Here is a 20,690-nt window from a genome sequence, read left to right on the forward strand (position 1 = left end):
GCATGAGCAAGCCGCATTGGCGTCCCGCGCACGCATCCGACCTGCCCGCGATCGGCGCCATCGCGGCGCGGATACATCCTGACCTTCCTGAAAGACCCGAGGTGTTCGCCGAGAAGATGCGGCTCTATCCCGATGGATGCCGCGTGCTTGTAGCCGGCGATGAGATCGCCGGCTACGGGTTTTCGCATCCCTGGAGGCAGCACCGGATTCCGCCGCTCGACGGTTTTCTCGCGCGATTGCCTGACGATGCGGACGGCCTCTATGTCCACGACGTCGCCGTCTTGCCGGATTTTCGCGGCGGCGTTGTGCGCGCTTACATCGCTGATATCGAGCAGCTGGCGCGTGCGTCAGGCATCGCGACGCTGGCACTGGTCTCGGTCTACGCGACGCGGCCGCTGTGGGAGCGCCTCGGCTTCCGGCCCGTCAAGGCGGACGCGGAGCTGCGCGCAAAGCTCGTATCCTATGGCGAAGGCGCGACGTACATGCTGCGGGACCTTGCCGCGGCGTAACGTCCCTCCCTGGCCAGCCGGCTCACGCAGGCATGAAGCGGCGCCCTCGCCGTCAGCGCTGAACGGCAGAAGCTCAACCGCGATGCTTTTTCTTCTTCGTCTTCTTTCCCGGTGCGCCCTTCACGGGCCAGGGCGTAACCGATGACGGCTCTGCGTGGCCCGGTCGATGCTTCTTTTTCTTTCCGAACGAAGGCGCCTCGTCGAATTTCGGCGCGCGCTCGCCGTGAGACTTGCTGCGTGGTTTGAATCCACTTGCCTCGCGCGGACGTTCGTCGCGCCGTTCACGATGCTCGCCGGCCTCGCGGCGCGGCGCGTGGGACCGCCCTTCCGAACGCTCCTGTCGCTGCGGCGCGTCCGCCATCGGCTCGATGCGGATGCTGTCTTCCTTGTCCGGACGCTTGACCTTGGCGGCGAACGACTCTGCGACCCGCTCGGAAATCTCGAACTCGGTCGTGGTGTCCATGATCTTGATGGCGCCGATGTCGCGCTTGTCGATGCCGCCGCGGCGGCAGATCATCGGCAGCAGCCAGCGCGCCTCCGCATTCTTGCGTCGTCCGATCGCGGCGCGGAACCAGACGCTGGTCTCCGCCATGCCGTGCTTCGATGACGCCTTGCCGGATTTCGATCGTGGCCGCGCGGCGCGATCCTCGCTGCCATCGCCCTGAAATCTGTCGCGCCCGCGATCCTCGCGCGGCTTGCCGGTTCGCTCGCCGGGATCGATGATGTCTTCCGGCGACGGCAGCCGCGCGCGGTAAAGCCGCGCCAGCGCCGCGGCGATATCCTCAGCCGACCGCTCGGCCAGCAGCGCCTGGGCCAGCGCCAGATCGTCGGCCGTCGTCTCCTCGGTGAACAACACGTCCTTCATGCGGTCGTGATCGAGCTTGCGGATTTCCTCCGCCTGCGGCGCCGTACCCCAATCCGCATCGACCCCTGCGAGATTGAGCAGCAGCTCCGCGCGCCGCCGGCGCGCGGGCGGCACCAGCAGGACGCTCGTCCCCTTTCGCCCCGCGCGCCCCGTTCGGCCCGAGCGATGCTGCATCACTTCGGCGTCGTTGGGCAGGTCGGCATGGATGACGAGGTCGAGGCTCGGCAGGTCGATGCCGCGTGCGGCGACGTCGGTCGCGACGCAAACGCGGGCGCGTCCGTCCCGCAGCGACTGCAGCGCCATGGTACGCTCGTTCTGCGTCAATTCGCCCGAGAGAGCGACGACGGAAAAGCCACGCTCGAGCAGCGCTGCCTGCAAATGCCTGACGTGATCGCGTGTGCTGCAGAACACCAGCGCGCTCGGCGCCTCGTAGAAGCGCAGCACGTTGACGACCGCGTGCTCGGCATCGGCGGGCGCAATGCGGATGGCGCGATATTCGATATCGGCATGACCGCCCTCGTCGCCGGCGACCTCGATGCGGAAGGCGTCGCGCTGGTACTGCCTCGCCAGCGCGACGATGCCGCGCGGGAACGTCGCCGAGAACAGCAGGGTGCGGCGCGTCTCCGGCGTGGTCTCGAGGATGAATTCCATGTCCTCGCGAAAGCCGAGATTGAGCATCTCGTCGGCCTCGTCGAGGACCACCGCTTTCAATTCCGAGATGTCGAGACGGCCGCGCCGCAAATGGTCGCAGAGCCGGCCGGGCGTGCCGACCACGATGTGGGCGCCGGCCGCCAGCTCGCGCTGCTCGCGGCGCGGATCCATGCCGCCGACGCAGGAGACAACGCGCCCGCCCGTATGCCCGTAGAGCCATGCCAGTTCGCGCTGAACCTGCATCGCGAGCTCTCGGGTCGGGGCCACGATGAGGGCGAGCGGTGCGGCCGCTTGACCGAACCGCTCAGCATCGCCGAGCAGATCCTTGGCCATGGCAAGGCCATAAGCGAGGGTCTTGCCGGAGCCGGTCTGCGCCGAGACCAGAAGGTCGCGGCTGGTCGCTTCGTGGGCGAGCACGGCGAGCTGAACGGGAGTCGGTGAATCATAGTTCCGCTCGGCCAAAGCGCGGGCGAGCGGCGGGGTCAGGGCCGGAAAGGACACGGGATGGGAAACCTTGGTTAATTCAGGCGCGCAAACAGTGTACTGGCGGGCCTGAGCTCGCGTGGGGGGCAAACGGCCCGACCGCACGCTGGATTTGCTCTTGCGCGCTCTTTACGCCAAGCGCTCGGAAATCACCATGCCTATGATGCATGGCTTGGTGAAGAGAGCCGCGCCTGAAGGTTGCAGCGGTTTTTTGGACCAGTTCGACAGGTTAACGGATACGGTCTTGTCGCCTCGGCGATCCCTTCCCAGATTGTGGCTCACGAGAGAGCAAAGGGGGACACATGGCCGACAGCATATCGCTCGCCGACAAGCTCGCGACCTTTCACGACCATTGGTCCCCGCGCACGGTCACGACCTTCAATGATTGCGACGTGATGGTGGTGAAGGTGAAGGGCGAGTTCACCTGGCACAAACACGACGATACCGACGATTTCTTTCTCGTCCTGAAAGGCCATCTGGACATCGAGTTGCGCGATCGCACCGTCACGCTCGGTCCGGGCGAGCTCTACGTCGTGCCCAGAGGGGTCGAGCATCGCCCGGTGGCACGCGAGGAGGTTCACCTGATGCTGATCGAGCCGACCGGCACGCCGAACACGGGCGACAAGGCGACTGCCGCGGCGCGCAAGCTCGCATAGAGGGTCACAAGTTAACCCCTAGTCCCTGGACGTCGCCAGCTTGCTGAAGCTGCCGATCAGTCTTGCTCTTGCCCGCGCGACGATGTCTCTCACCGCAAAGCTCAAGGCGCGGATGGCGCGCCAGGCTTCGGTCGCCTGCAGCCAGGCCTTCACCTCAGCGAACTTGCCGTAGGTCCAGGCGAATGCAGGAATCTTCATCAGCTTGTCGCGCGTGAGATGGAACAGGCGCTCGACCAGCACGAGCTTGAGCAGCTCTCCGACAATGAAAGTCACAGCACCGCTCACGACCTGACCGGTTGCGGCGAGGTAGGCCGCCACGGGCTTGACCGGCTCCAGAATGATCACGGGCACGGAAAACAGGGCGAGCGACGCATAAGGCGGCAGCGATCTGATCCAGGTTCGCAGTCGCTCGAATACGAAGTGGCGCTCGAGCCAGCGCGAAATCGGCCTCGCCACGGTCATGAAGACCGCATCCACCAGGAAGTAGATCGCAGCCAGGATGTAAGTCAGTGATTTCAGGATTCGCTTCACGGCACCTCTCCCGCGAAGTGAAAGCGGGAACTTGGGCCTAAGTTTCACCTCGGCGTGAATAGTTCGGGGAACTCAGATGGAACTTTTGGGCATGGCCGCTCAGATCTCCGCATAGATCTCCAGCAAATTGCCGTCGGGATCACGAAAGAACAGGGTGCGATGGCCGAAGGGCTGGTTCGTCGGCGGCGATACCAGCACAATGCCCAGCCGGACCAGTTCGTCGGCGCATGCATCGACCTCGGCGGCCGACACTTTGAACGCCAGCTGCAGCGAGGCACTGCCCGCCGGGATCGGCGCATCAGCGGCAGTACGGCCCGGCCGTGCAAGCGCCAGCGTGTTGGGGCCGACGCCGTACTCGATCCAATTCGGCGAAAGCTCACGCAGCAGGGATAAGGCGAGAACGTCCTCATAGAAGCGCCGCATCGCCGTCATGTCGCGCACGAAGACGACGGTGTAGTCGATCGCGCGGATGGCGCGGAAGGGGGAGCGGGGGCGTTGGGTTGGTTCGGGTGTCTGTTCGTTTGCCATCGTATCCTTCATTCCAAATGCCGGCTCGTAGCCCGCATGGAGCAAAGCGGAATGCGGGACCAGCGGCCCCGGATTTCGCTTCGCTTCATCCGGGCTACAAGGCTGGAGACTAACGCAGCAGCCCGCCACTATAGCGGAGCTCGTAGAGCGGAACGCCGTCCTGCCGCGCAATCGTCTCGACGCCGTGGAAACGATCTAGCGCGCCTTCGATCTCGTTGCGGTAGACCATGCCGGCCTGCTCGAACAGAGGCCGTCCCCGGTAGGGCTGCTCGACGCGCACGCCCAGCAGAGCCTGCCGCAGGAATTTGTAGATCGCGAGCAAGGTCTCGCGATCCCCGATCTCTGCGCGGACGCCGCCGCTGTAGCTCATCGACCAGATCAATCGCTCATCTCGCGACACGGTCCCGACGAAAAATCCCATCCCGAAATAGATATCGCGATAGGCATAGGGCGGCGCGCGGTGCTCGAGCTGTTTTGAGCCGGCGAGCGACGGCGCCGCCACGGTCGCGTCGTCATCGAGGCCGGCATAGGTGCGCCGCTTGGCCTCGACCAGAAAGGCCGCGAGATCGTGCGGGATCGACGACATCTTCTACTCCACCAGCTCCGGCCACGGCACGATGGTCGACTTCACCGTCTTCATCGCCATCGCGTCCCTCACCGCCTGCGCGACGCCTTCTTCCGTGAACGGATAGATCGTCTGCATCTTCAGCCACGGGTATTTGTCGCGGGTGCGGTAGAGCATGTCGACGCCGAGCGGCAGGTCGTTGCCGGTGAAGCCCCAGGATCCCAGCACGTTGAGGTCCTTGGTGCAGATGCGGTGCCAGGAGGTGTCGATCGAGCCGGCGTCGGTGAACTGGCCCATCTCGACATAGGTGCCGCCGTCGCGCAGCATTTCGATGCCCTCGGGGCCGGCGGTCGGGTGCCCCGAACAATCCATCACGACATCCGCCCCGAAGCCGCCGACGATGTCGCGAACGCGCGCGATGCGCTCCTGCGGCGACTTCAGCTCCTCGATGTTCACGGTCGCCTCCGCGCCGAACTCACGGGCGAGCTTCAGCCGCGGCTCCTCCGGCGCACCGACGCAGATCACGCGCCCTGCCCCCATCTCCTTTGCCGCTGCAACCGCCAGAATGCCGATCGGCCCCGAGCCCTGGATCACCACCGTGTCACCCCAGGAAAAACCACCGGCGCGGCTGGCGCGGTTGAAGGCGCGGATGCAGGAGGTCAGCGGCTCGGACAGTGCGCCTAGCCGCAGCGACATGTCGTCGGGCAGCTTGTAGATCTTGGTGCCCGGCAGCATGTCGAGATCGACATAGACATATTCGGCCCAGCCGCCCCACATGTGCGGCGCCTTCTCGAAGCCGAGATAGCGGCCGTAATAGACCGGCGTCAGGCACTTGTTGGCGGTTTGCGGATAGTGGATGCAGTAATAGCAATGCCCGCACGGCATCAGCGGCGGGATCATCACCTTCGATCCGACCTTCAGCGGCTTGCTCATGAAGTCTTCGGTGAACGCCTCGCCGCATTCGACGATGATGCCGCCGAGCTCGTGGCCAAGCGTGAACGGCCAGGGCAGCGGCTTCGGCCAGTGACCCTTCAGGATATGCAGATCGGTGCCGCAGACACCGCAGGCGCCGACTTTGATCAACGCGGCTTTGCGGCCGACCTTCGGCCACGGCACGGTGCGGATGACGGGCTCCGAGCCGGGACCAGCGTGAGTGCAGACGCGGATCTGTTGCATGGCTGTTTCCTCAGTGCCCGTCTGTTATGATTGGTTGGTGCGGGCGTAAGGCAAAGCGTATGTGAGATGCGCGCGCGTGCCAAGCCGGCAGTCTCGTAGCCCGCATGAGTGCAGCGATATGCGGGAGCGGCAGTCTCGGATTGCGCTTTGCTGCATCCGGACTACAAGGACAACACCGATGCTACGTGACTATCAGCCGAAAGATGCCGACGCGATCGTGCACGTCGCCCTGGCGGCCTTCGCGGAATTCGAGCCGCATTATTCCGACTGGCCGTTGTTCAATGCCAATGCCGCGAAGATGCCGCAACTTGCCGAGACCGGCGAGATCATCATCGCCGAGGATGGCGGCCAGATCGTCGGCGCCGTCGCCTATATGGGTCCGAAAGCGCCGAAGCCGGCCTTCTTCGATCCGGCCTGGCCGGTCATCCGCATGCTGGTGGTCGATCCCCTCGCGCGCGGCAGGGGCATCGGCCGGCAATTGACGGAAGAGTGCCTTCGCCGCGCCGAGCGTGACCAATCCGGCGTTATCGCACTGCATACGACGCCGATCATGACGGTGGCACTGCCAATGTATCTGCGGATGGGGTTTGTCAGGGTTGGCGAGGCGCCGCATATTTTGGGCGTGCCTTATGCGGTGTATGTCAAGACGCTCGCCTAGAGACCGCACACGCATACCTGCCGCATGCTTCCCGCCACCATCGGGCTGCGATCGAAATCACCGAACCGCTCGATCAGGCTCAGGCCGCCCGAAGCTATCAGCAGTGGCATCTCCTGCGGGAAGACGCAGCGCATTTGCAGCGGCACCTGCCAAAAATCATTTTCGGTCTCGCTCGACCAGTACCAATTCACATGCCTGACCTGCGTCAGCGGGTCGTAGCGCGCGGTCTCCTCGACGGTGATCGTGCCGAGGGCACCGTGGACCACGGTGGCGGTCAACTCGCGCTTGTCAGGATCAGCGTTGAGCATGGCAATATTGGGCAAGAACGCGTCGAACACCAGCCGGCCGTTCGGCGACAGGTGCCTGCCGACTGATCCGAAGAAGCCTTTGAACTCGTCGCGGCTATGCAGGTGCAGGACCGAATTCATGGCGACGATGACGGTGTCGAAGGTCTGCCCGCCGAGATCGAAATTGCGCATGTCCAGCTGGACGAAACCAGGCCCAACCGCGTGCGCTCTGGCATGATTTCGCGCGCGCTCCAGCATCGCGGCGGACAGATCGCCGCCAAGCACATCAAGGCCCGCCTGCGCCAGCGGAATGGTCAGGCGACCGCTTCCACAGGCAAGGTCAAGGACGCGGCCGCCGCGTTCGCGCGCGATCTCGACATAGAACCGTTCGAGCATCACGTCCGGCGGAGCCAGCAAGTCGTAGAGATCCGGGCGATCGTAGAGACTGTCCTGTTCCATAAGGGCAATCATAACGGATAAATTTGCGGCCTGCATGAGGGGCCTGCCACGACTGAGCTTGTGGCAGCAGTGCATGGCTGCTGTTCAAGCACACCCAACTGTCTTGAGCGCCGGCCAGCGAACGTGTAAGGCGCCAAGCGTCTCACCCAGGTAGCCCCCTTGAACCCCCTGCCCCAAAATCCCGTGGTCGCGTCCGGCTCGTTCGCGGCGATGAAGTCGGTGCCGTACCGCCTCCAGTTCATGGCCTATGTGCTGGCGATGATGGCCGACAATATCGAGCATGTGATCAGCTATTGGGTGGTGTTCCAGAAATTCCATTCGCCGGCGCTGGCCGGCTTTGCGGTGCTGTCGCACTGGTTGCCGTTTCTGCTGTTCTCGGTCGCGGTCGGCGGGCTCGCCGACCGGGTCGATCCGCGCCGCATCATCCAGTGCGGCATGCTGCTGTTCATCGTGGCCTCGAGCGGATGGGGCTTCTTCTTCCTCACCGATACGATCCAGATGTGGCACGCGATGCTGCTGCTGGTGATCCATGGCTGCGCCGGCGTGTTGTGGCAGACGCCGAACCAGCTGCTGCTCTACGACCTCGTCGGCCCCGCCGATCTTCCGAGCGCGGTGCGGCTGAACGCGATGGCGCGCTATCTCGGCATCCTGGTCGGGCCTGCCGTCGGCGGCATCATCATGCTGACGCTCGGCACCTCGCACGGCATCATCTTCAACACGCTGTTCTACCTGCCGATGCTGCTCTGGCTGTTCTGGGCGCCGATGCGCGACAACAGCGTGGCGGTGCGGCGCTTTGCCGTGCGCGGCCTTGCCGACATCGTGCTGACCATCCGCGCCATCGGCACCCAGCCGGTGCTGACGGCGATGACGTGGCTTGCCGGCCTCACCTCCTTCATGATCGGCAATGCCTATCACGCCCAGATGCCGGGCTATGCCGGCGATCTCGGCCATGGCGATCCCGGCGTCTCCTACAGCGTGCTGCTCGCGGCCGACGCCGCCGGCGCGCTGCTGGCCGGCATTGCGCTGGAATCCTGGGGACGCCTCAAAGGCACGCCGCGCACCGCGATCATGCTGGCGATGCTCTGGAGCGTGGCGCTGCTCGGCTTCGCCGCGGTGCCGATCTATCCGGTTGCGATCGCGCTGTTGTTCTGCGCGGGGTTCTTCGAACTGTCGTTCAACACCATGGCGCAGGCCCTGGTGCAGCTGAATGCGCCGCACGACATCCGCGGCCGCGTCGTCGGCCTCTATAATATGGCCGGACTCGGGATGCGGGCCTTCAGCGGCATCACGGTCGGGCTGTCAGGCGCGGCGATCGGCATTCACTGGTCGCTCGGGCTGTCGGCCGCGGTGCTGCTGGCCGTGCTGGGCTTGCTTCACGGGCGGGCGGCGAGGAAGGCAGCCGGTTGACTCCGGCCTCTCTCCACCGCACGCTCGACACAGGGCCTGGGGGAGATGAAGCGTTGCGCAATCGCTGGGGCGTTCTTGCGATCCTGTTCATCGTGCGCCTCACCATCGCATTCCAATTCCAGAGCGTGGCCGCGGTCGCGCCGCTGCTGCAACAGACTTTTGGCGTTGGGCTGGCCGACATCGGCATCCTGATCGGGCTCTACTTCACGCCGGGCGTCGTGCTGGCGCTGCCGGGCGGCGCGATCGGCCGAACTCTTGGCGACAGGCCGACGACGATCGCCGCGCTGTTGCTGATGACGGCGGGCAGCCTCGTGATGGCCACGACCGACGTCTGGGGCTGGCAACTGGCGGGCCGGCTCGCCTCCGGCGCTGGCGGCGTGCTGCTGACGGTGCAGCTCACCAAGATGGCCGCCGATTGGTTCGCGGGCAAGGAGATCGCAACCGCGATGGCGATCTTCGTCAACTCATGGCCGGCCGGCGTTGCGATCTCGCTCCTGGTGCTGCCGGTGATCGGCTCCGCCTACGGCGCAGGCGCGGTGTTTCTGGCGGCCGGCACGCTGACGGCGATGGGCATCGTGCTGATCGCGCTTTATCAGCGCCCGCCGGGATCGGCCGCCAAGCCGGTGGGCTCTGGCCGGCTCGATCGCCTGGCGCTGCTGGCGGTGATCGTCGCGGGCATGATCTGGGGTCTCTATAATGTCGGCTTCGCGATGATCTTCTCGTTCGGCCCCTCGCTGCTGGCCGAGCGCGGCTGGAGCATTGCGGCGGCGGGATCGGAGATCAGCCTCGTGATGTGGCTGTCGGTGATCTCGGTGCCGGCGGGCGGCTATCTGGCCGATCGGTTCAAACGGCCACTGGTGCTGGCGAGCGCGGCCAGCCTCGTGGTGGCCGGACTGCTGGCCTGGCTGACCCGGTCCGACGCCGTGATCACGATCCTCGTCCTGATCGGGCTGATCGGCGGCCATCCGGCCGGCCCGATCATGAGCCTGGCCGCCCGCGTGCTCGCGCCGGAGACAAGGGCGATCGGCATGGGCGTGTTCTACACTCTGTTCTATGCCGCGATGATGCTGGGCCCGGCGGTGGCGGGCCGGCTCGCCAAATCAGCCGGAAGTGCCGCGGTCGCGCTCGACTTCGGCGCACTGACGGTGCTGGGCTGCCCGCCCTTGATGTGGCTTTTCGAGCGCATTGTGTCTGTCCGTGACCGCCGCTCCCAATCCTAACGCGGCATTAACCCTATGCACCTTAGGGTCGTCCCGGACTCCGCCCGGGCGGGGGGTCGGGTGTTGGAAATGGCGTTGGCGAACAAAAAATTTCTTCCGGCTGCCGAGGAGCGACGACGCTTCCAGCGGGTGAAGGTGCACCTGCTCGGCCGTTACATGCTGCCGGACCGCCGCGAATTCCCGTGCCAGGTGATCAACATGTCGCCGGGCGGGCTCGCCCTGCTCGCTCCCGGCATCGGCAATGTCGGCGACCGCGTGGTCGCCTATCTCGACCATATCGGCCGCGTCGAGGGCAAGATCACCCGCATCATCGACAACGGCTTCGCCATGACGATCGGTGCCACGCCCAGGAAGCGCGACAAGCTCGCGGCACAGCTGACCTGGCTCGCCAACCGCGACATCCTCAACCTGCCCGAGGACCGCCGCCACGACCGTATCGTGCCGCGCAACCCGATCGCCGTGCTGACCCTCGAGGACGGCACCAAGATGACCTGCCGCATCATCGACCTCTCGCTGTCCGGTGCTGCCATTGCCGCGGAGAACCGGCCGCCGCTGAAATCGACGGTTTTGCTCGGCCGGGTCCAGGGCCGCGTGGTCCGAAACCTCGAAGACGGCTTCGCGCTGGAGTTCGTCCACGCGCAGCCGATCGAGACACTCGAAGAGAGCGTTACCGCGCGGTAAAGCGCGACGACCTCAAAACCACTGCATTTCCAGCCCTTGAGGCGGCCTCCGCGATGCGGACGCCGCCTTTTTCGTGCGTGGTGATGCGCCTTGCGCGGGTTAACGCGCGGCCGGTTTGCGCATGGAAACGGCGTTCCGCCAGCATTTTCCGCGTTAATCGATAAAATTTGAATCAATTGCAGTTGTTTCAAATTTTATGAGAATTCGATTCAAGTATAGATCGAATTCGCCGCGGTTTTTACTTGTATTCGTCTCGACTTGACTTGGCTGACTTAGCGGCAACTCAAAAGCTCCATGCGAAATGTGGTCCCAACAAGAAACGGGGGCCGCAATGTTTGATTTCAGGGGACAGGGGAAGGGACTGGCGCTCGCCGCCATGCTCTTCGGGATCAGCGCGGCAGCGCAGGCCGGCGAAAGCCGTCTGCTCTACGCGAGCCTCGGTGACACCACGCGTGCGCCGATCGGCTGGGTCGAGTTCTGTGCGGACAATACCGCCCAGTGCCAGGGCGCGCCGACGCAGGCACGCGACATCGTGATGTCGCAGGCCGCATGGCGCGACCTCGTCAAGGTCAATCGCTGGGTCAACGAGACCGTCAAGCCTTTGACCGACCAGGAGCACTGGGGCGTGATCGAGAAATGGTCGCTGCCGACCGACGGTTACGGCGATTGTGAAGACTACGTGCTGTTGAAGCGCAAGATGCTGATCGATGCCGGATGGCCGCGCGAGGCCCTGCTCATCACCGTCGTGCGCGACAAGAAGGGCGAAGGACACGCGGTGCTGACGGTGAAGACCGACAAGGGCGAGTACGTTCTCGACAATCAGAACGAGAACGTCCTTGCCTGGACGGAGACCGGCTACCGCTTCGTCAAGCGCCAGTCGCAGAGCGATCCCAACGTCTGGGTCTCGCTCGGCGATACCAGGCCGGCGGTCTCCACCGCCAGCGCGAGAGATTAGGCAAGAGACAAGGAGTTACGCGGCCCGGTCACATCCCCACCCCTCCCCGTCCCAGACCGGTTCGCGCGCGGCCAGCCATCCCCCAATGGCTGGCCGCAACTTTTTTTGGGGGACTTCCGCTCACTCCGCGGCTTCGAGATGGGCCGGTTTATCGACCTCGCCGAGCGGCGAGACCGCCGGACCATTGAGCGCGGTGCCGTCGGGTGCGAATTGCGAGCCGTGACAGGGACAATCCCAGCACTGCTCCAGCGCATTCCAGTGCACGACGCAGCCGAGATGGGTGCAGCTGGCCGAGTGCAGATGCAGCCGTCCGTTGCGGTCCCGGCAAGCCGCGATCTTCTTCAGGCCACTGCGGACCAGCCGCCCCTCGCCGGGCCGCAACTGTTCGACGCTCGCAATCTCGCTCGCGGTAAGATACTCGGCAAAATTCTTCAGCGGCGTGATGTTCTCGCTGATGAACTCGCCGATGTTCTTCTGAATCTTTCTCGACGGGGCATAGATATCTTCCCACGGGCTCGCGCCCGTCGTGATCAGATCCGTCACCAAGAGGCCGGCGACGAGCCCGTTCGTGATCCCCTGTCCCGAATCGCCGCTGACGAGGAAGACGTGCTCTTCGCCGGGGGTGTGGCCGATGAAGCCGGCGAAATCGATCGGCTCCAGCACCTGGCCGGACCATCGATGCGTGACCTCGCGCAAAGCCGGCAACCGCTCGCGCGCCCAGCGCTCGAGCGCATCAAGGCGCTGTGCGCCGTCGTTCGCTTCACCCGACTTGTGATCTTCTCCGCCGATGATCACGATATCCTCGTCGGCAGAATGCGGCTGGAGCCGGACATAATGATAGGGATCGAGCGTATCCCAGTAGAGTGCATCGTCCAGCGTGCCGGCTGCGATCTTCGCGGCGAGCGCATAGGTGCGGTAAGGCGCCTGCTTGGTGTGGATCGCCACCTGTACATTGACCGGCGAGTTCGTCGCGACCACCACGTCGGCGGCGTGGATCTCGTAGCCTGAGGCGGTCGTCACGACCATCTCGTCATGGCGCTGATCGATGCTCTCGACACAGGTGTCGGCATAGAGTTTCGCTCCCCGGCGCTCCAATGCGCTCACAAGACCCGCGAGATATTTGGTCGGGTGCAGGCGTGCCTGGCGGGCAAAGCGCAGCGAACGCACCTGGCCCTTGGCATGGAACGGGGTTGGCTCGATGCAGTTTTCGATGGGCATTCCGAGCTTGCGGCAGCAATTCAATTCCGCGTCCAGCTCCGATGCGGCGGTTTCAGGCGCCTGCACCCAATAACCGTCGACGCGCTGAAAATCGCAGTCGATGTGCTCTGCGCCCTGGATGGCCTCGGCGCGATCGATCGCGGCAGCGACGCTCTGGTAGTGGCGCCGCGCGCAGTCAAGGCCGCGCACCCTCACCAGCGCGTCGTAACCGTCGTCGAGCGCGGAGGCCAGATGCGCCGTGGTGCGCGCCGTCATTCCGCTGCCGATGCCGCCGCGGTCCAGCACCACGACTGTGCGCCCATGGCTTGCAAGCTCGTAGGCGACCGATAGCCCGGCAATTCCGGAGCCGACAACGACGACGTCCGTACCGACCGTCCCGGATAGCGCCGGCGCATCGGCAACCGAAACATCCATCCAGAGCGATCGGGTGTGCTCATCCCGTACATTCATGGCATTGCTCCTCGACACACAAACGACGCGACAGGATGAGAGTTCCTATCCCGCGCTGCCGAGAGACGCCTCATTCTGGGGGATGCGCGATCAATCCTGCTGCGTCTGCCGCGACCACGGCACACGCGCGCCGGTGAAATCGCGCCAGGTGCTTCGCAAGACCGGCTGGACACCGGCGGACGCCCGCGCCTGCCAGCCGGCAATCGCAGCCGCGGCAATGGCGCTGCCGGGTTCGGCCTCGAGCCCCTCGAGCAGCGATGCCGTGACCGCCATGTCGTTGAAGGCGCCGAGCTCCTCCTGCAGATCGGCAAGCCGGCGCGAGAAGCGTCGCGTCGACTTGCGGTCCTCATACAGCGGCAGCAGGAATCCGCCGAGATAGCGCAGCCGCTTGGTCGCGAGCCGAACCCTGTGCAGCTGCAGGGTCGTCAGCGACTTGAAGCGGCGGCCGCGCCTGAGCACCTTCGCGTGCTGCTTCGACAGGATCTGCTGCGCGAAATTGACGGCGGGCTCGGCGAGCTGGCCGAGATCTTCGGCGGCAACGTCGTTGCGCCAGCCCCGCGTCTCGATCCAGTGACCGAGGCCGATCAGGAACACGGCGCAGCGGCGATCGTCGAGCGCATGATGCGCCCTGCGATAGGCCTCGGACTGGCGCCTTGCCGCGGCCCGGCCGAGCGCATCGAAGCCTGCGACCGCAGGACAAGCTTTTGCGATCGTCGGCAAGGTCTCGAGTTGGAAGACATCCCAGTCGCGCGCGGCGGACAACTCTTGCGCCAGCCACTTTGCTTCCGACCGCAGTGCATCGAGGTTACTGAGCGCGCCGACCGATCGCATCAGATCGAGCGCCGATCTCAGCCGGCGCAGCGCGACGCGCAGCTGATGCACGCCTTCCGGATTGCGGCTGTCCTCGGCCGCCGGCCGCGACTGCAGCAGATGAAGGAAGCAGGCGCGCAGGATCGTCGCGAAGGCTTCGTCGAGCGACACCGACGGATCGAGACGAAGTTTTCGCGGACGACGCGCCGCCGGCGGCAGGTCGGCGGCAAGGTCGAAGCCGCGCGCCGACTTGCTGCGGATCGACGGCTTCACCGCCCCCTGCTCCGCGAGCAGCAAGGCGACCTCGTAGATCGTGCTCGCGCTGCCGCTCTTGAGTTCGAGCTCGATCTCGCTCACCGGCAGCGAGCGGCCATCGGCCGTCAGCTCGCCCTGGTCGAACGCGACCTCGACCGTGCCCGTCGGCAGGTCGATCATCCGTGCGTGGCGATGGATGTCGGCGGTGAAGACGGCTTCGAGCGGATGCACTTCGAGCGAGCTGCGGATCTTCTCCGGAATGAAGGGCATCGCCAGCGCGAGAACGGGCGCAAGCGACGGCACGTTCGCCTCCCACTCGCCGCGGCGCAGCGGATCGTCCGCAACCTCGGTCTTCACGGTCTGCACGAAGCGCGCACCGCTCTGGCGAACGCGCAGGCTGAGGCCATTGCGCCGGAGTTCTCGTTCGGGCGTGTCGTAATAGACCGACTTGAGGTGTTTTCGCGCGCCCTTGTTGCGCGCGTGCGCCGCAATCACAGGCGCAGCATTGAAATGCGCGATACGCTCGGCATCGACGACGAGCTTGAGCTCGATTTCGCCAGCCGGCCGTGCGGCGGCAGTCGACTGAGTTGGCGCGGGCGTCTCGTCTTGCGATGGCGTCTGATCACTCACAGCGCCCTCGGCTTTCGCGGCTTCCGCGCCCTCCTCAATTTGCCTCAGGAAGCCCGCGGCGACTTGCGTTCTCTTGTTGTCTTTTGGGACAGAGGTCCCGTCCGGCGCGCTCACCGCTTTGCGCGCCGACGCAGCATTTGATTTCAGCATTTCCGACATGACAGTTTGATGACAGAACGCCAGCATATAGCTGGCGAGGCCGGCGAGGAATAGTCGCCTTACGTCGCGCTGCGTGATCGTCGACTGTCATAATTCGCCGCAACGTCGCGACCTAAACTGCTGCAGAGATTCGCGAGTGATCGATTTGATAGCGAATCTCGCTGTCCTCGAAACCAAGACGCACGCACCAGCGAACTTGACGCATGCTAGCCGAGAAATTCTTCCTGGTCCTGGAGACGCTTAGAAGTCACGCGTCCGATGACGGGCCCCAGATTGCAACAATTCCAATTGTGACAAGAAGCGCTGCACGCCCTCTCACGGAGACTGAGCCTGGTTCCTGGAGCAAAACTCCGGTTCCCGACGATCCGGCGTAGCAGCAATACGATCTGAGCGATCGCACCTCACCGCCTAGCGCTCACGCACCCAGCACGTCGGCAAGCCGTAGCTCGTCGGCCGCCGGATCCTTCAGGAACAGCTCGGCCTCGATCTCATCCAGATGCGACAGCATCTGCCCGCGCGCGGCCTCTCTGTCGCGCTTGCGGATTGCGGCGACGATGCCGGCGTGGTGATCGGTGCCGCAGGCCGGCGTGTCGTGACGGCGGTAGAGCAGGATGATCAGCGACGAGCGTGCGATCAGCTCCTTCAGGAAGCCGAGATAGATGCTGTGGCCGCTCATCTCGGCAATGAGCCGGTGAAACTCGCCGGAGAGCCGGACCGAGGCGCGCGCGTCGCCGCGCAGCTCGGCCTCGCGCTCCTCGGCAAGATGCCGCTGGAGACGGTCGAGCCAGGCCGGCGATACCGCTTCACAGGCGCGATCGACGATGGTGGGCTCGATCAGGCGGCGCGCCTCGAACACCTCGCGGGCATCCGCCGGCGTCGGACGCGCGACGAAGGCGCCGCGGTTCTTCTCGATGTTGACAATGCCCTCATGCGCGAGCTGCTGAAGCGCGGTGCGAACCAGCGTACGGCTCGCGCCGTAGATCTCGCCGATCTCGTCCTCGCCGAGCTTCGTACCCGGCAGCAGGCGATGCTCGAGGATCGCCGCGGTCACACCCTCCCGGATGCGGCTGACACGATCGCTCGCATCTGGCGCGTCGGATTTGGGGCGAGGCTTGGCGGCCATGGGTGTCAGGCTCATCGGCGACGTTCGAACGTGAATGTTAGTCGACGAGCTGTATCCAATCACAGGCGAAACTTTATACAATCTTCGCCTGTTTTGTGTGCAGATGGCTGCGCACGGGGTGGGCGGAACGGATACGCCGGATTCGATCTAACGATCTGACCTGGCTGCATAGTTTTGGAATTTGACCACCGAACAGGCAATTGGCACGGACCTTGCGGAGAGAGCGGCAGCACCGCCCCTCCTTGGACACGCCATGGCCACTCCCGCCGCTCTCGAACTGGTCGCCGTCACCAAGCGCTATGACACGACGCTGGCGGTCGACACCGTCAATTTGAAGATCCCGGCCGGCACCTATTGCTGCCTGCTCGGCCCGTCCGGCTGTGGCAAGACGTCGACCCTGCGGATGATCGCGGGCCACGAGGCGGTCAGCGCGGGCGACATCATCCTCGGTGCGCAGAACGTCACCGACCTGCCGCCGGCCGAGCGCGGCACGGCGATGATGTTCCAGTCCTACGCGCTGTTTCCACACCTGAGCGTGATCGACAACGTCGCCTTCGCCCTGAAGATGCGCGGCATTGACAAGCCGACGCGCCACAAGCGCGCCGGCGAATTGCTGGAGCTTGTAGCGATGAGCCCCTATGCGGGCCGGCTGCCGGCGCAGCTCTCCGGCGGCCAGCAGCAGCGCGTCGCGCTCGCCCGCGCGCTGATCACCGAGCCGCAGATCCTTCTGCTCGACGAGCCGCTGTCCGCGCTCGATCCGTTCCTGCGGGTGCGGATGCGCGGTGAACTGAAGCGGCTGCAGCGCGAGCTCGGCATCAGCTTCATCCAGGTCACCCATGGCCAGGAAGAGGCGATGGCGCTCGCCGACCACATCGTGGTGATGAACCACGGCCGGATCGAGCAGCAGGGCACGGCCCGCGACATCTTCCACCATCCCCGCACCGAATTCGTGGCGCGCTTCATCGGCGGCCACAACGTGCTCAACGACGCCGGCAACCTCATCGCCGTGCGCGCCGATCAGCTCGGCATCGCGCCGTTCACCGATGGTGCATTCGGCGCGCCGGCGCTGCTGACCCAGACCGAGTACCAGGGCTCCTATGTCGCCGTCTCGCTCACGCTCGACGACGGCACCGCCCTGTTCTCCCACGTTCCCGAAGCCACCTTCGACGTCCAGCCGTTCCGTCCGGGCGATCGTGTGCTGGCCACCTGGGATCCCGCCAAGGCGCAACGCCTGCAATAGCGCCGATCGATCACTGGAATGCGCAACAGAGGAGTGAGCGAAATGACCGAGACGACCAGGAAGACCGGCGTCAGCCGCCGCACGCTATTGAAGGGCACCGCGGGTTTCGCCGGCCTTGCCGCCGGCTCCGGCGCCATCACCGGCTTTCCCTATGTGAAATCGGCCGATGCGAAGGTGCTGCGCTATCTCGGCACCGCCGTGAACGAGGGCGACGACATCTCCAAGCAGTGTCTGAAGGACACCGGCATCAAGATCGAATACATCACCGCGACCACTGACGACGTCACCAAGCGCGTGATGACCCAGCCGAACTCCTTCGACGTGCTGGACACCGAATATTTCTCGCTGAAGAAGATCGTGCCGTCGGGCAACATCCTTGCGCTCGATGCCAGGAAGATCAAAGAGTTCGGCAACATCACGCCCGTCTTCACCAAGGGCGAGACGCCCGGCGGCAAGAAGATCGGCGGCCAGGGCACCGCGCCCTGGAAGGTGCTCTACCTCGAAGGCAAGGATTCCAAGAAGTTTGCGACGTCGGCGACAGAATTCGTCACGCTGATCCCGACCGTCTACAACGCCGACACGCTCGGCATCCGTCCCGACCTGATCAAGCGTCCCATCGGCTCGTGGTCCGAGCTGCTCAATCCAGAATTCAAGGGCAAGGCCTCGATCCTCAACATCCCCTCGATCGGCATCATGGACGCCGCGATGGTCGTGGAAGCCACCGGCAAGTACAAATATGCCGACAAGGGCAACATGACCAAGGAAGAGATCGATCTCACCATGAAGGTCATGACCGAGGCCAAGAAGGCCGGCCAGTTCCGCGCCTTCTGGAAGGATTTTAACGAGAGCGTCAACCTGATGGCTTCGGGTGAGACGGTGATCCAGTCGATGTGGTCGCCGGCGGTGACCAAGGTGCGCTCGATGGGCATCCCCTGCACCTTCCAGCCGCTGAAGGAAGGCTATCGCTCCTGGGCCTCCGGCTTCTGCGTCTCCAAGGGCGTGTCGGGTGCGAAGCTCGAATGGGCCTATGAGTTCGTCAACTGGTTTCTATCAGGCTATGCCGGCGCCTATCTCAACCGCCAAGGCTACTACTCCGCCGTGCTCTCGACCGCGAAGGCCCATATGGAGCCTTACGAGTGGGCCTACTGGATGGAGGGCAAGCCGGCCGAGAAGGACATCAAGGCGCCCGACGGCTCGCTGCTCGAAAAGGCCGGCGCGGTGCGTGACGGCGGCTCCTATGAGGACCGCATGGGCGGCGTCGCGTGCTGGAACGCTGTGATGGACGAGAACGACTACATGGTCCGCAAGTGGAATGAGTTCATCGCGGCGTGATGGACATGTCGGAAGACATCCTGCAACAGGCGGCCCCGGGCTTGCTCCCGGGGTCGGGCACAGCGCGCGCCGCAAAACCGACGCGCCTGTCGCCGTCCTTCATCTCCTGGCTCCAGGCCGGGCCGATGATGCTGGTGTTTCTCGCCTTCTTCCTCATTCCACTCGTCTTCGTCGTCATCGTCTCGTTCTGGGACTACAACGAATACCAGCTGCTGCCGGCCTTCTCCGGCCGCGGCTACACCGACACGTTCGAGGGCTGCATCGCGCAGCTCCCCGATCTCTGCACCATCGGCAAGACCTATCTGAAGACGCTGAAGCTCTGCTTCCTGGTGTGGGCGATCACGCTGTTCATCGGCTTCTGGGTCGCCTACTTCCTCGCCTTCCACGTCAAGTCCAAGACCTGGCAGATGGGCTTGTCGCTGCTCTGCACGATCCCGTTCTGGACCTCCAACGTCATCCGCATGATCGCCTGGATTCCCCTGCTCGGGCGCAACGGGCTGGTGAACTCCGGCCTGGTCAAGACCGGACTGATCAACCACCCGATCGAATGGCTGCTGTTCTCCGAATTCTCCGTGGTGCTGGCGCTGGTGCACCTCTTCACCTTCTTCATGGTGGTGCCGATCTTCAACTCGATGGTGCGCATCGACAAATCGCTGATCGAAGCCGCCTATGACGCCGGTGCGACGGGCTTCCAGACCCTCGTCAATGTCATCATACCGCTGGCAAAACCCGGCATCGTGATCGGCTCGATCTTCGTCATCACCATCGTGATGGGCGACTTCATCACCATCGGCGTGATGGGCGGCCAGCAGATCGCCGCCGCCGGCAAGATCATCGAGACGCGCGTGAATGCGCTGCAATTCCCTGCGGCGGCAGCCAACGCCGTGATCCTGCTCGTCATCACCTTCCTGATCATCACCATGATGTCGCGCATCGTCGACATCAAGAAGGAGCTCTAGAGCATGAAGGAAGGACGCCCGCGCTCTTTCTACGTGCTCGCGATCTTCTTCGCGGCCTATGTGCTGTTTCTCTACGGCCCGATGATCGCGATCTACGTGCTGTCGTTCCAGGGGCCGCAGGGCGGCCTCACCTTCCCGATGAACGGGGTGTCGACCTTCTGGATCGCAAAACTGTTCCAGGGCACCGGCATCGTCGATCTCGGCGCGGCGTTCCGCCGCTCGCTGCTGCTCGGCATCATCGTGATGATCGTCACCGTCGTGCTCTCGGTCGCCGCCGGCATGGCGTTCCGCAGGAGGTTCAGGGCCCAAAGCGTCTTGTTCTACTCGGCGATCGCAAGCCTGATCGTGCCCTCGATCATCACCTCGCTCGGGATCTCGCTTGAATTCCGCATCATCGACGATCTGATCAAGGCGCATTGGAACGAGAATTTCGAGACCTCGATGGGCCTGCTCACCTCCGGGCTCGGTGCGCACCTGACCTGGACGCTGCCGTTCGGCCTGCTCATCATGTTCGCGATCTTCAACCGCTTCGACCCGCGGCTCGAGGAAGCCGCGCGCGATCTCGGTGCGACGCCGTGGCAGACCTTCCGTCATGTCGTGCTGCCGATCATCCTTCCTTCCGTGATCGGCATCGGCCTGTTCGGCTTCACGCTGTCCTGGGACGAGCTCGCCCGCTCCAGCCAGGCGATCGGGGCGGTCAATACATTGCCGCTGGATCTGCAGGGCCTCACCACTACCGTGACGAACCCCGACATCTATGCGCTCGGCACCGTGATCTCGGCGGTCTCGTTCACGGTGATCACGCTTGCCCTCGGCACCATCCACATGCTCAACAAGCGGCAGGCGGCCAAGGGCTCGGACGCCGGCAAGGGACTCGTCTAAG

Annotated in this window: 20 protein-coding genes; 11 read left to right on the top strand and 9 right to left on the bottom strand. The window is 64.5% G+C overall.

Annotated features, from left to right (window positions below):
* Positions 1-2 precede the first annotated feature (2 nt).
* The gene (locus IVA79_RS07285) at positions 3-509 is read left to right on the top strand and encodes a GNAT family N-acetyltransferase (RefSeq protein WP_247551354.1); all 507 of its coding nucleotides are present in this window, start codon (positions 3-5) and stop codon (positions 507-509) included.
* A gap of 73 nt (positions 510-582) precedes the next feature.
* Here the strand turns inward: IVA79_RS07285 and IVA79_RS07290 are convergent, their stop codons facing one another.
* Complete coding sequence (locus IVA79_RS07290; protein WP_247551356.1) at positions 583-2,526, bottom strand: DEAD/DEAH box helicase; 1,944 nt, start codon at positions 2,524-2,526, stop codon at positions 583-585.
* A 284-nt stretch (positions 2,527-2,810) separates the two neighbouring features.
* Here IVA79_RS07290 and IVA79_RS07295 point away from each other — a divergent pair, with 284 nt between their 5' ends.
* Positions 2,811-3,164, top strand: coding sequence for a cupin domain-containing protein (locus tag IVA79_RS07295; protein WP_247551358.1), 354 nt, complete (start codon positions 2,811-2,813; stop codon positions 3,162-3,164).
* An 18-nt stretch (positions 3,165-3,182) separates the two neighbouring features.
* On the opposite strand, the gene IVA79_RS07300 is transcribed toward IVA79_RS07295, so the two are convergent.
* From IVA79_RS07300 to IVA79_RS07315, 4 genes are all read right to left on the bottom strand, one after another.
* Entirely contained in the window at positions 3,183-3,695 is a 513-nt protein-coding gene (locus IVA79_RS07300; RefSeq protein ID WP_247551360.1) for a hypothetical protein, read from the bottom strand.
* A gap of 99 nt (positions 3,696-3,794) precedes the next feature.
* Positions 3,795-4,235: a VOC family protein gene (locus IVA79_RS07305; RefSeq protein WP_247551362.1), complete on the bottom strand. Its 441-nt coding sequence runs from the start codon at positions 4,233-4,235 to the stop codon at positions 3,795-3,797.
* A gap of 97 nt (positions 4,236-4,332) precedes the next feature.
* Positions 4,333-4,809 (bottom strand): DUF5680 domain-containing protein, encoded by a 477-nt coding sequence (locus IVA79_RS07310; RefSeq protein ID WP_247551364.1) that lies wholly within the window; start codon positions 4,807-4,809, stop codon positions 4,333-4,335.
* A 3-nt stretch (positions 4,810-4,812) separates the two neighbouring features.
* Positions 4,813-5,964: a zinc-binding dehydrogenase gene (locus IVA79_RS07315; RefSeq protein WP_247551366.1), complete on the bottom strand. Its 1,152-nt coding sequence runs from the start codon at positions 5,962-5,964 to the stop codon at positions 4,813-4,815.
* 178 nt (positions 5,965-6,142) lie between these two features.
* On the opposite strand from IVA79_RS07315, the gene IVA79_RS07320 reads away from it, so the two are divergent.
* Positions 6,143-6,622, top strand: coding sequence for a GNAT family N-acetyltransferase (locus IVA79_RS07320; protein WP_247551368.1), 480 nt, complete (start codon positions 6,143-6,145; stop codon positions 6,620-6,622).
* Here IVA79_RS07320 and IVA79_RS07325 read toward each other — a convergent pair.
* Positions 6,619-7,404, bottom strand: coding sequence for a class I SAM-dependent methyltransferase (locus IVA79_RS07325; RefSeq protein ID WP_247551370.1), 786 nt, complete (start codon positions 7,402-7,404; stop codon positions 6,619-6,621). The genes IVA79_RS07320 and IVA79_RS07325 overlap by 4 nt on opposite strands.
* 123 nt (positions 7,405-7,527) lie before the next feature.
* Here IVA79_RS07325 and IVA79_RS07330 point away from each other — a divergent pair, with 123 nt between their 5' ends.
* The 4 genes from IVA79_RS07330 (at position 7,528) to IVA79_RS07345 (ending at position 11,631) form a co-directional block, all read left to right on the top strand.
* Positions 7,528-8,775 (top strand): MFS transporter, encoded by a 1,248-nt coding sequence (locus IVA79_RS07330; RefSeq protein ID WP_256465551.1) that lies wholly within the window; start codon positions 7,528-7,530, stop codon positions 8,773-8,775.
* Positions 8,776-8,828: 53 nt separating this feature from the next.
* Positions 8,829-9,995, top strand: a complete 1,167-nt coding sequence (locus IVA79_RS07335; RefSeq protein WP_247551372.1) for an MFS transporter — start codon at positions 8,829-8,831, stop codon at positions 9,993-9,995.
* Between the two features lie 69 nt (positions 9,996-10,064).
* Entirely contained in the window at positions 10,065-10,676 is a 612-nt protein-coding gene (locus IVA79_RS07340; protein WP_008140941.1) for a PilZ domain-containing protein, read from the top strand.
* Positions 10,677-11,007: 331 nt separating this feature from the next.
* Complete coding sequence (locus IVA79_RS07345) at positions 11,008-11,631, top strand: transglutaminase-like cysteine peptidase (RefSeq protein ID WP_247551374.1); 624 nt, start codon at positions 11,008-11,010, stop codon at positions 11,629-11,631.
* Between the two features lie 120 nt (positions 11,632-11,751).
* Here the strand turns inward: IVA79_RS07345 and IVA79_RS07350 are convergent, their stop codons facing one another.
* From IVA79_RS07350 to IVA79_RS07360, 3 genes are all read right to left on the bottom strand, one after another.
* Positions 11,752-13,299: an FAD-dependent oxidoreductase gene (locus tag IVA79_RS07350; RefSeq protein WP_247551377.1), complete on the bottom strand. Its 1,548-nt coding sequence runs from the start codon at positions 13,297-13,299 to the stop codon at positions 11,752-11,754.
* A gap of 90 nt (positions 13,300-13,389) precedes the next feature.
* On the bottom strand, positions 13,390-15,144 hold the full coding sequence (locus IVA79_RS07355; RefSeq protein ID WP_247551445.1) for a CYTH and CHAD domain-containing protein: 1,755 nt from the start codon (positions 15,142-15,144) through the stop codon (positions 13,390-13,392).
* Positions 15,145-15,568: 424 nt separating this feature from the next.
* Positions 15,569-16,276 carry a GntR family transcriptional regulator gene (locus tag IVA79_RS07360; protein WP_346658152.1) on the bottom strand — a complete coding sequence of 236 codons (708 nt, stop codon included), beginning with the start codon at positions 16,274-16,276 and terminating at the stop codon, positions 15,569-15,571.
* A 253-nt stretch (positions 16,277-16,529) separates the two neighbouring features.
* Between IVA79_RS07360 and IVA79_RS07365 the strand changes: the two genes are divergently transcribed.
* From IVA79_RS07365 to IVA79_RS07380, 4 genes are read left to right on the top strand one after another with little or no spacing between them, the layout of a single operon-like run.
* Positions 16,530-17,516: an ABC transporter ATP-binding protein gene (locus tag IVA79_RS07365; protein WP_247551381.1), complete on the top strand. Its 987-nt coding sequence runs from the start codon at positions 16,530-16,532 to the stop codon at positions 17,514-17,516.
* 42 nt (positions 17,517-17,558) lie between these two features.
* Positions 17,559-18,848 carry an extracellular solute-binding protein gene (locus IVA79_RS07370; protein WP_247551383.1) on the top strand — a complete coding sequence of 430 codons (1,290 nt, stop codon included), beginning with the start codon at positions 17,559-17,561 and terminating at the stop codon, positions 18,846-18,848.
* Positions 18,848-19,807, top strand: a complete 960-nt coding sequence (locus tag IVA79_RS07375; protein WP_247551385.1) for an ABC transporter permease — start codon at positions 18,848-18,850, stop codon at positions 19,805-19,807. The genes IVA79_RS07370 and IVA79_RS07375 overlap by 1 nt, the downstream gene beginning before the upstream one ends.
* A gap of 3 nt (positions 19,808-19,810) precedes the next feature.
* Complete coding sequence (locus IVA79_RS07380) at positions 19,811-20,689, top strand: ABC transporter permease (protein ID WP_247551387.1); 879 nt, start codon at positions 19,811-19,813, stop codon at positions 20,687-20,689.
* Position 20,690: the final 1 nt, after the last annotated feature.

The sequence above is a fragment of the Bradyrhizobium sp. 138 genome (assembly GCF_023074075.1).
In the GTDB taxonomy this organism is placed as follows: domain Bacteria; phylum Pseudomonadota; class Alphaproteobacteria; order Rhizobiales; family Xanthobacteraceae; genus Bradyrhizobium.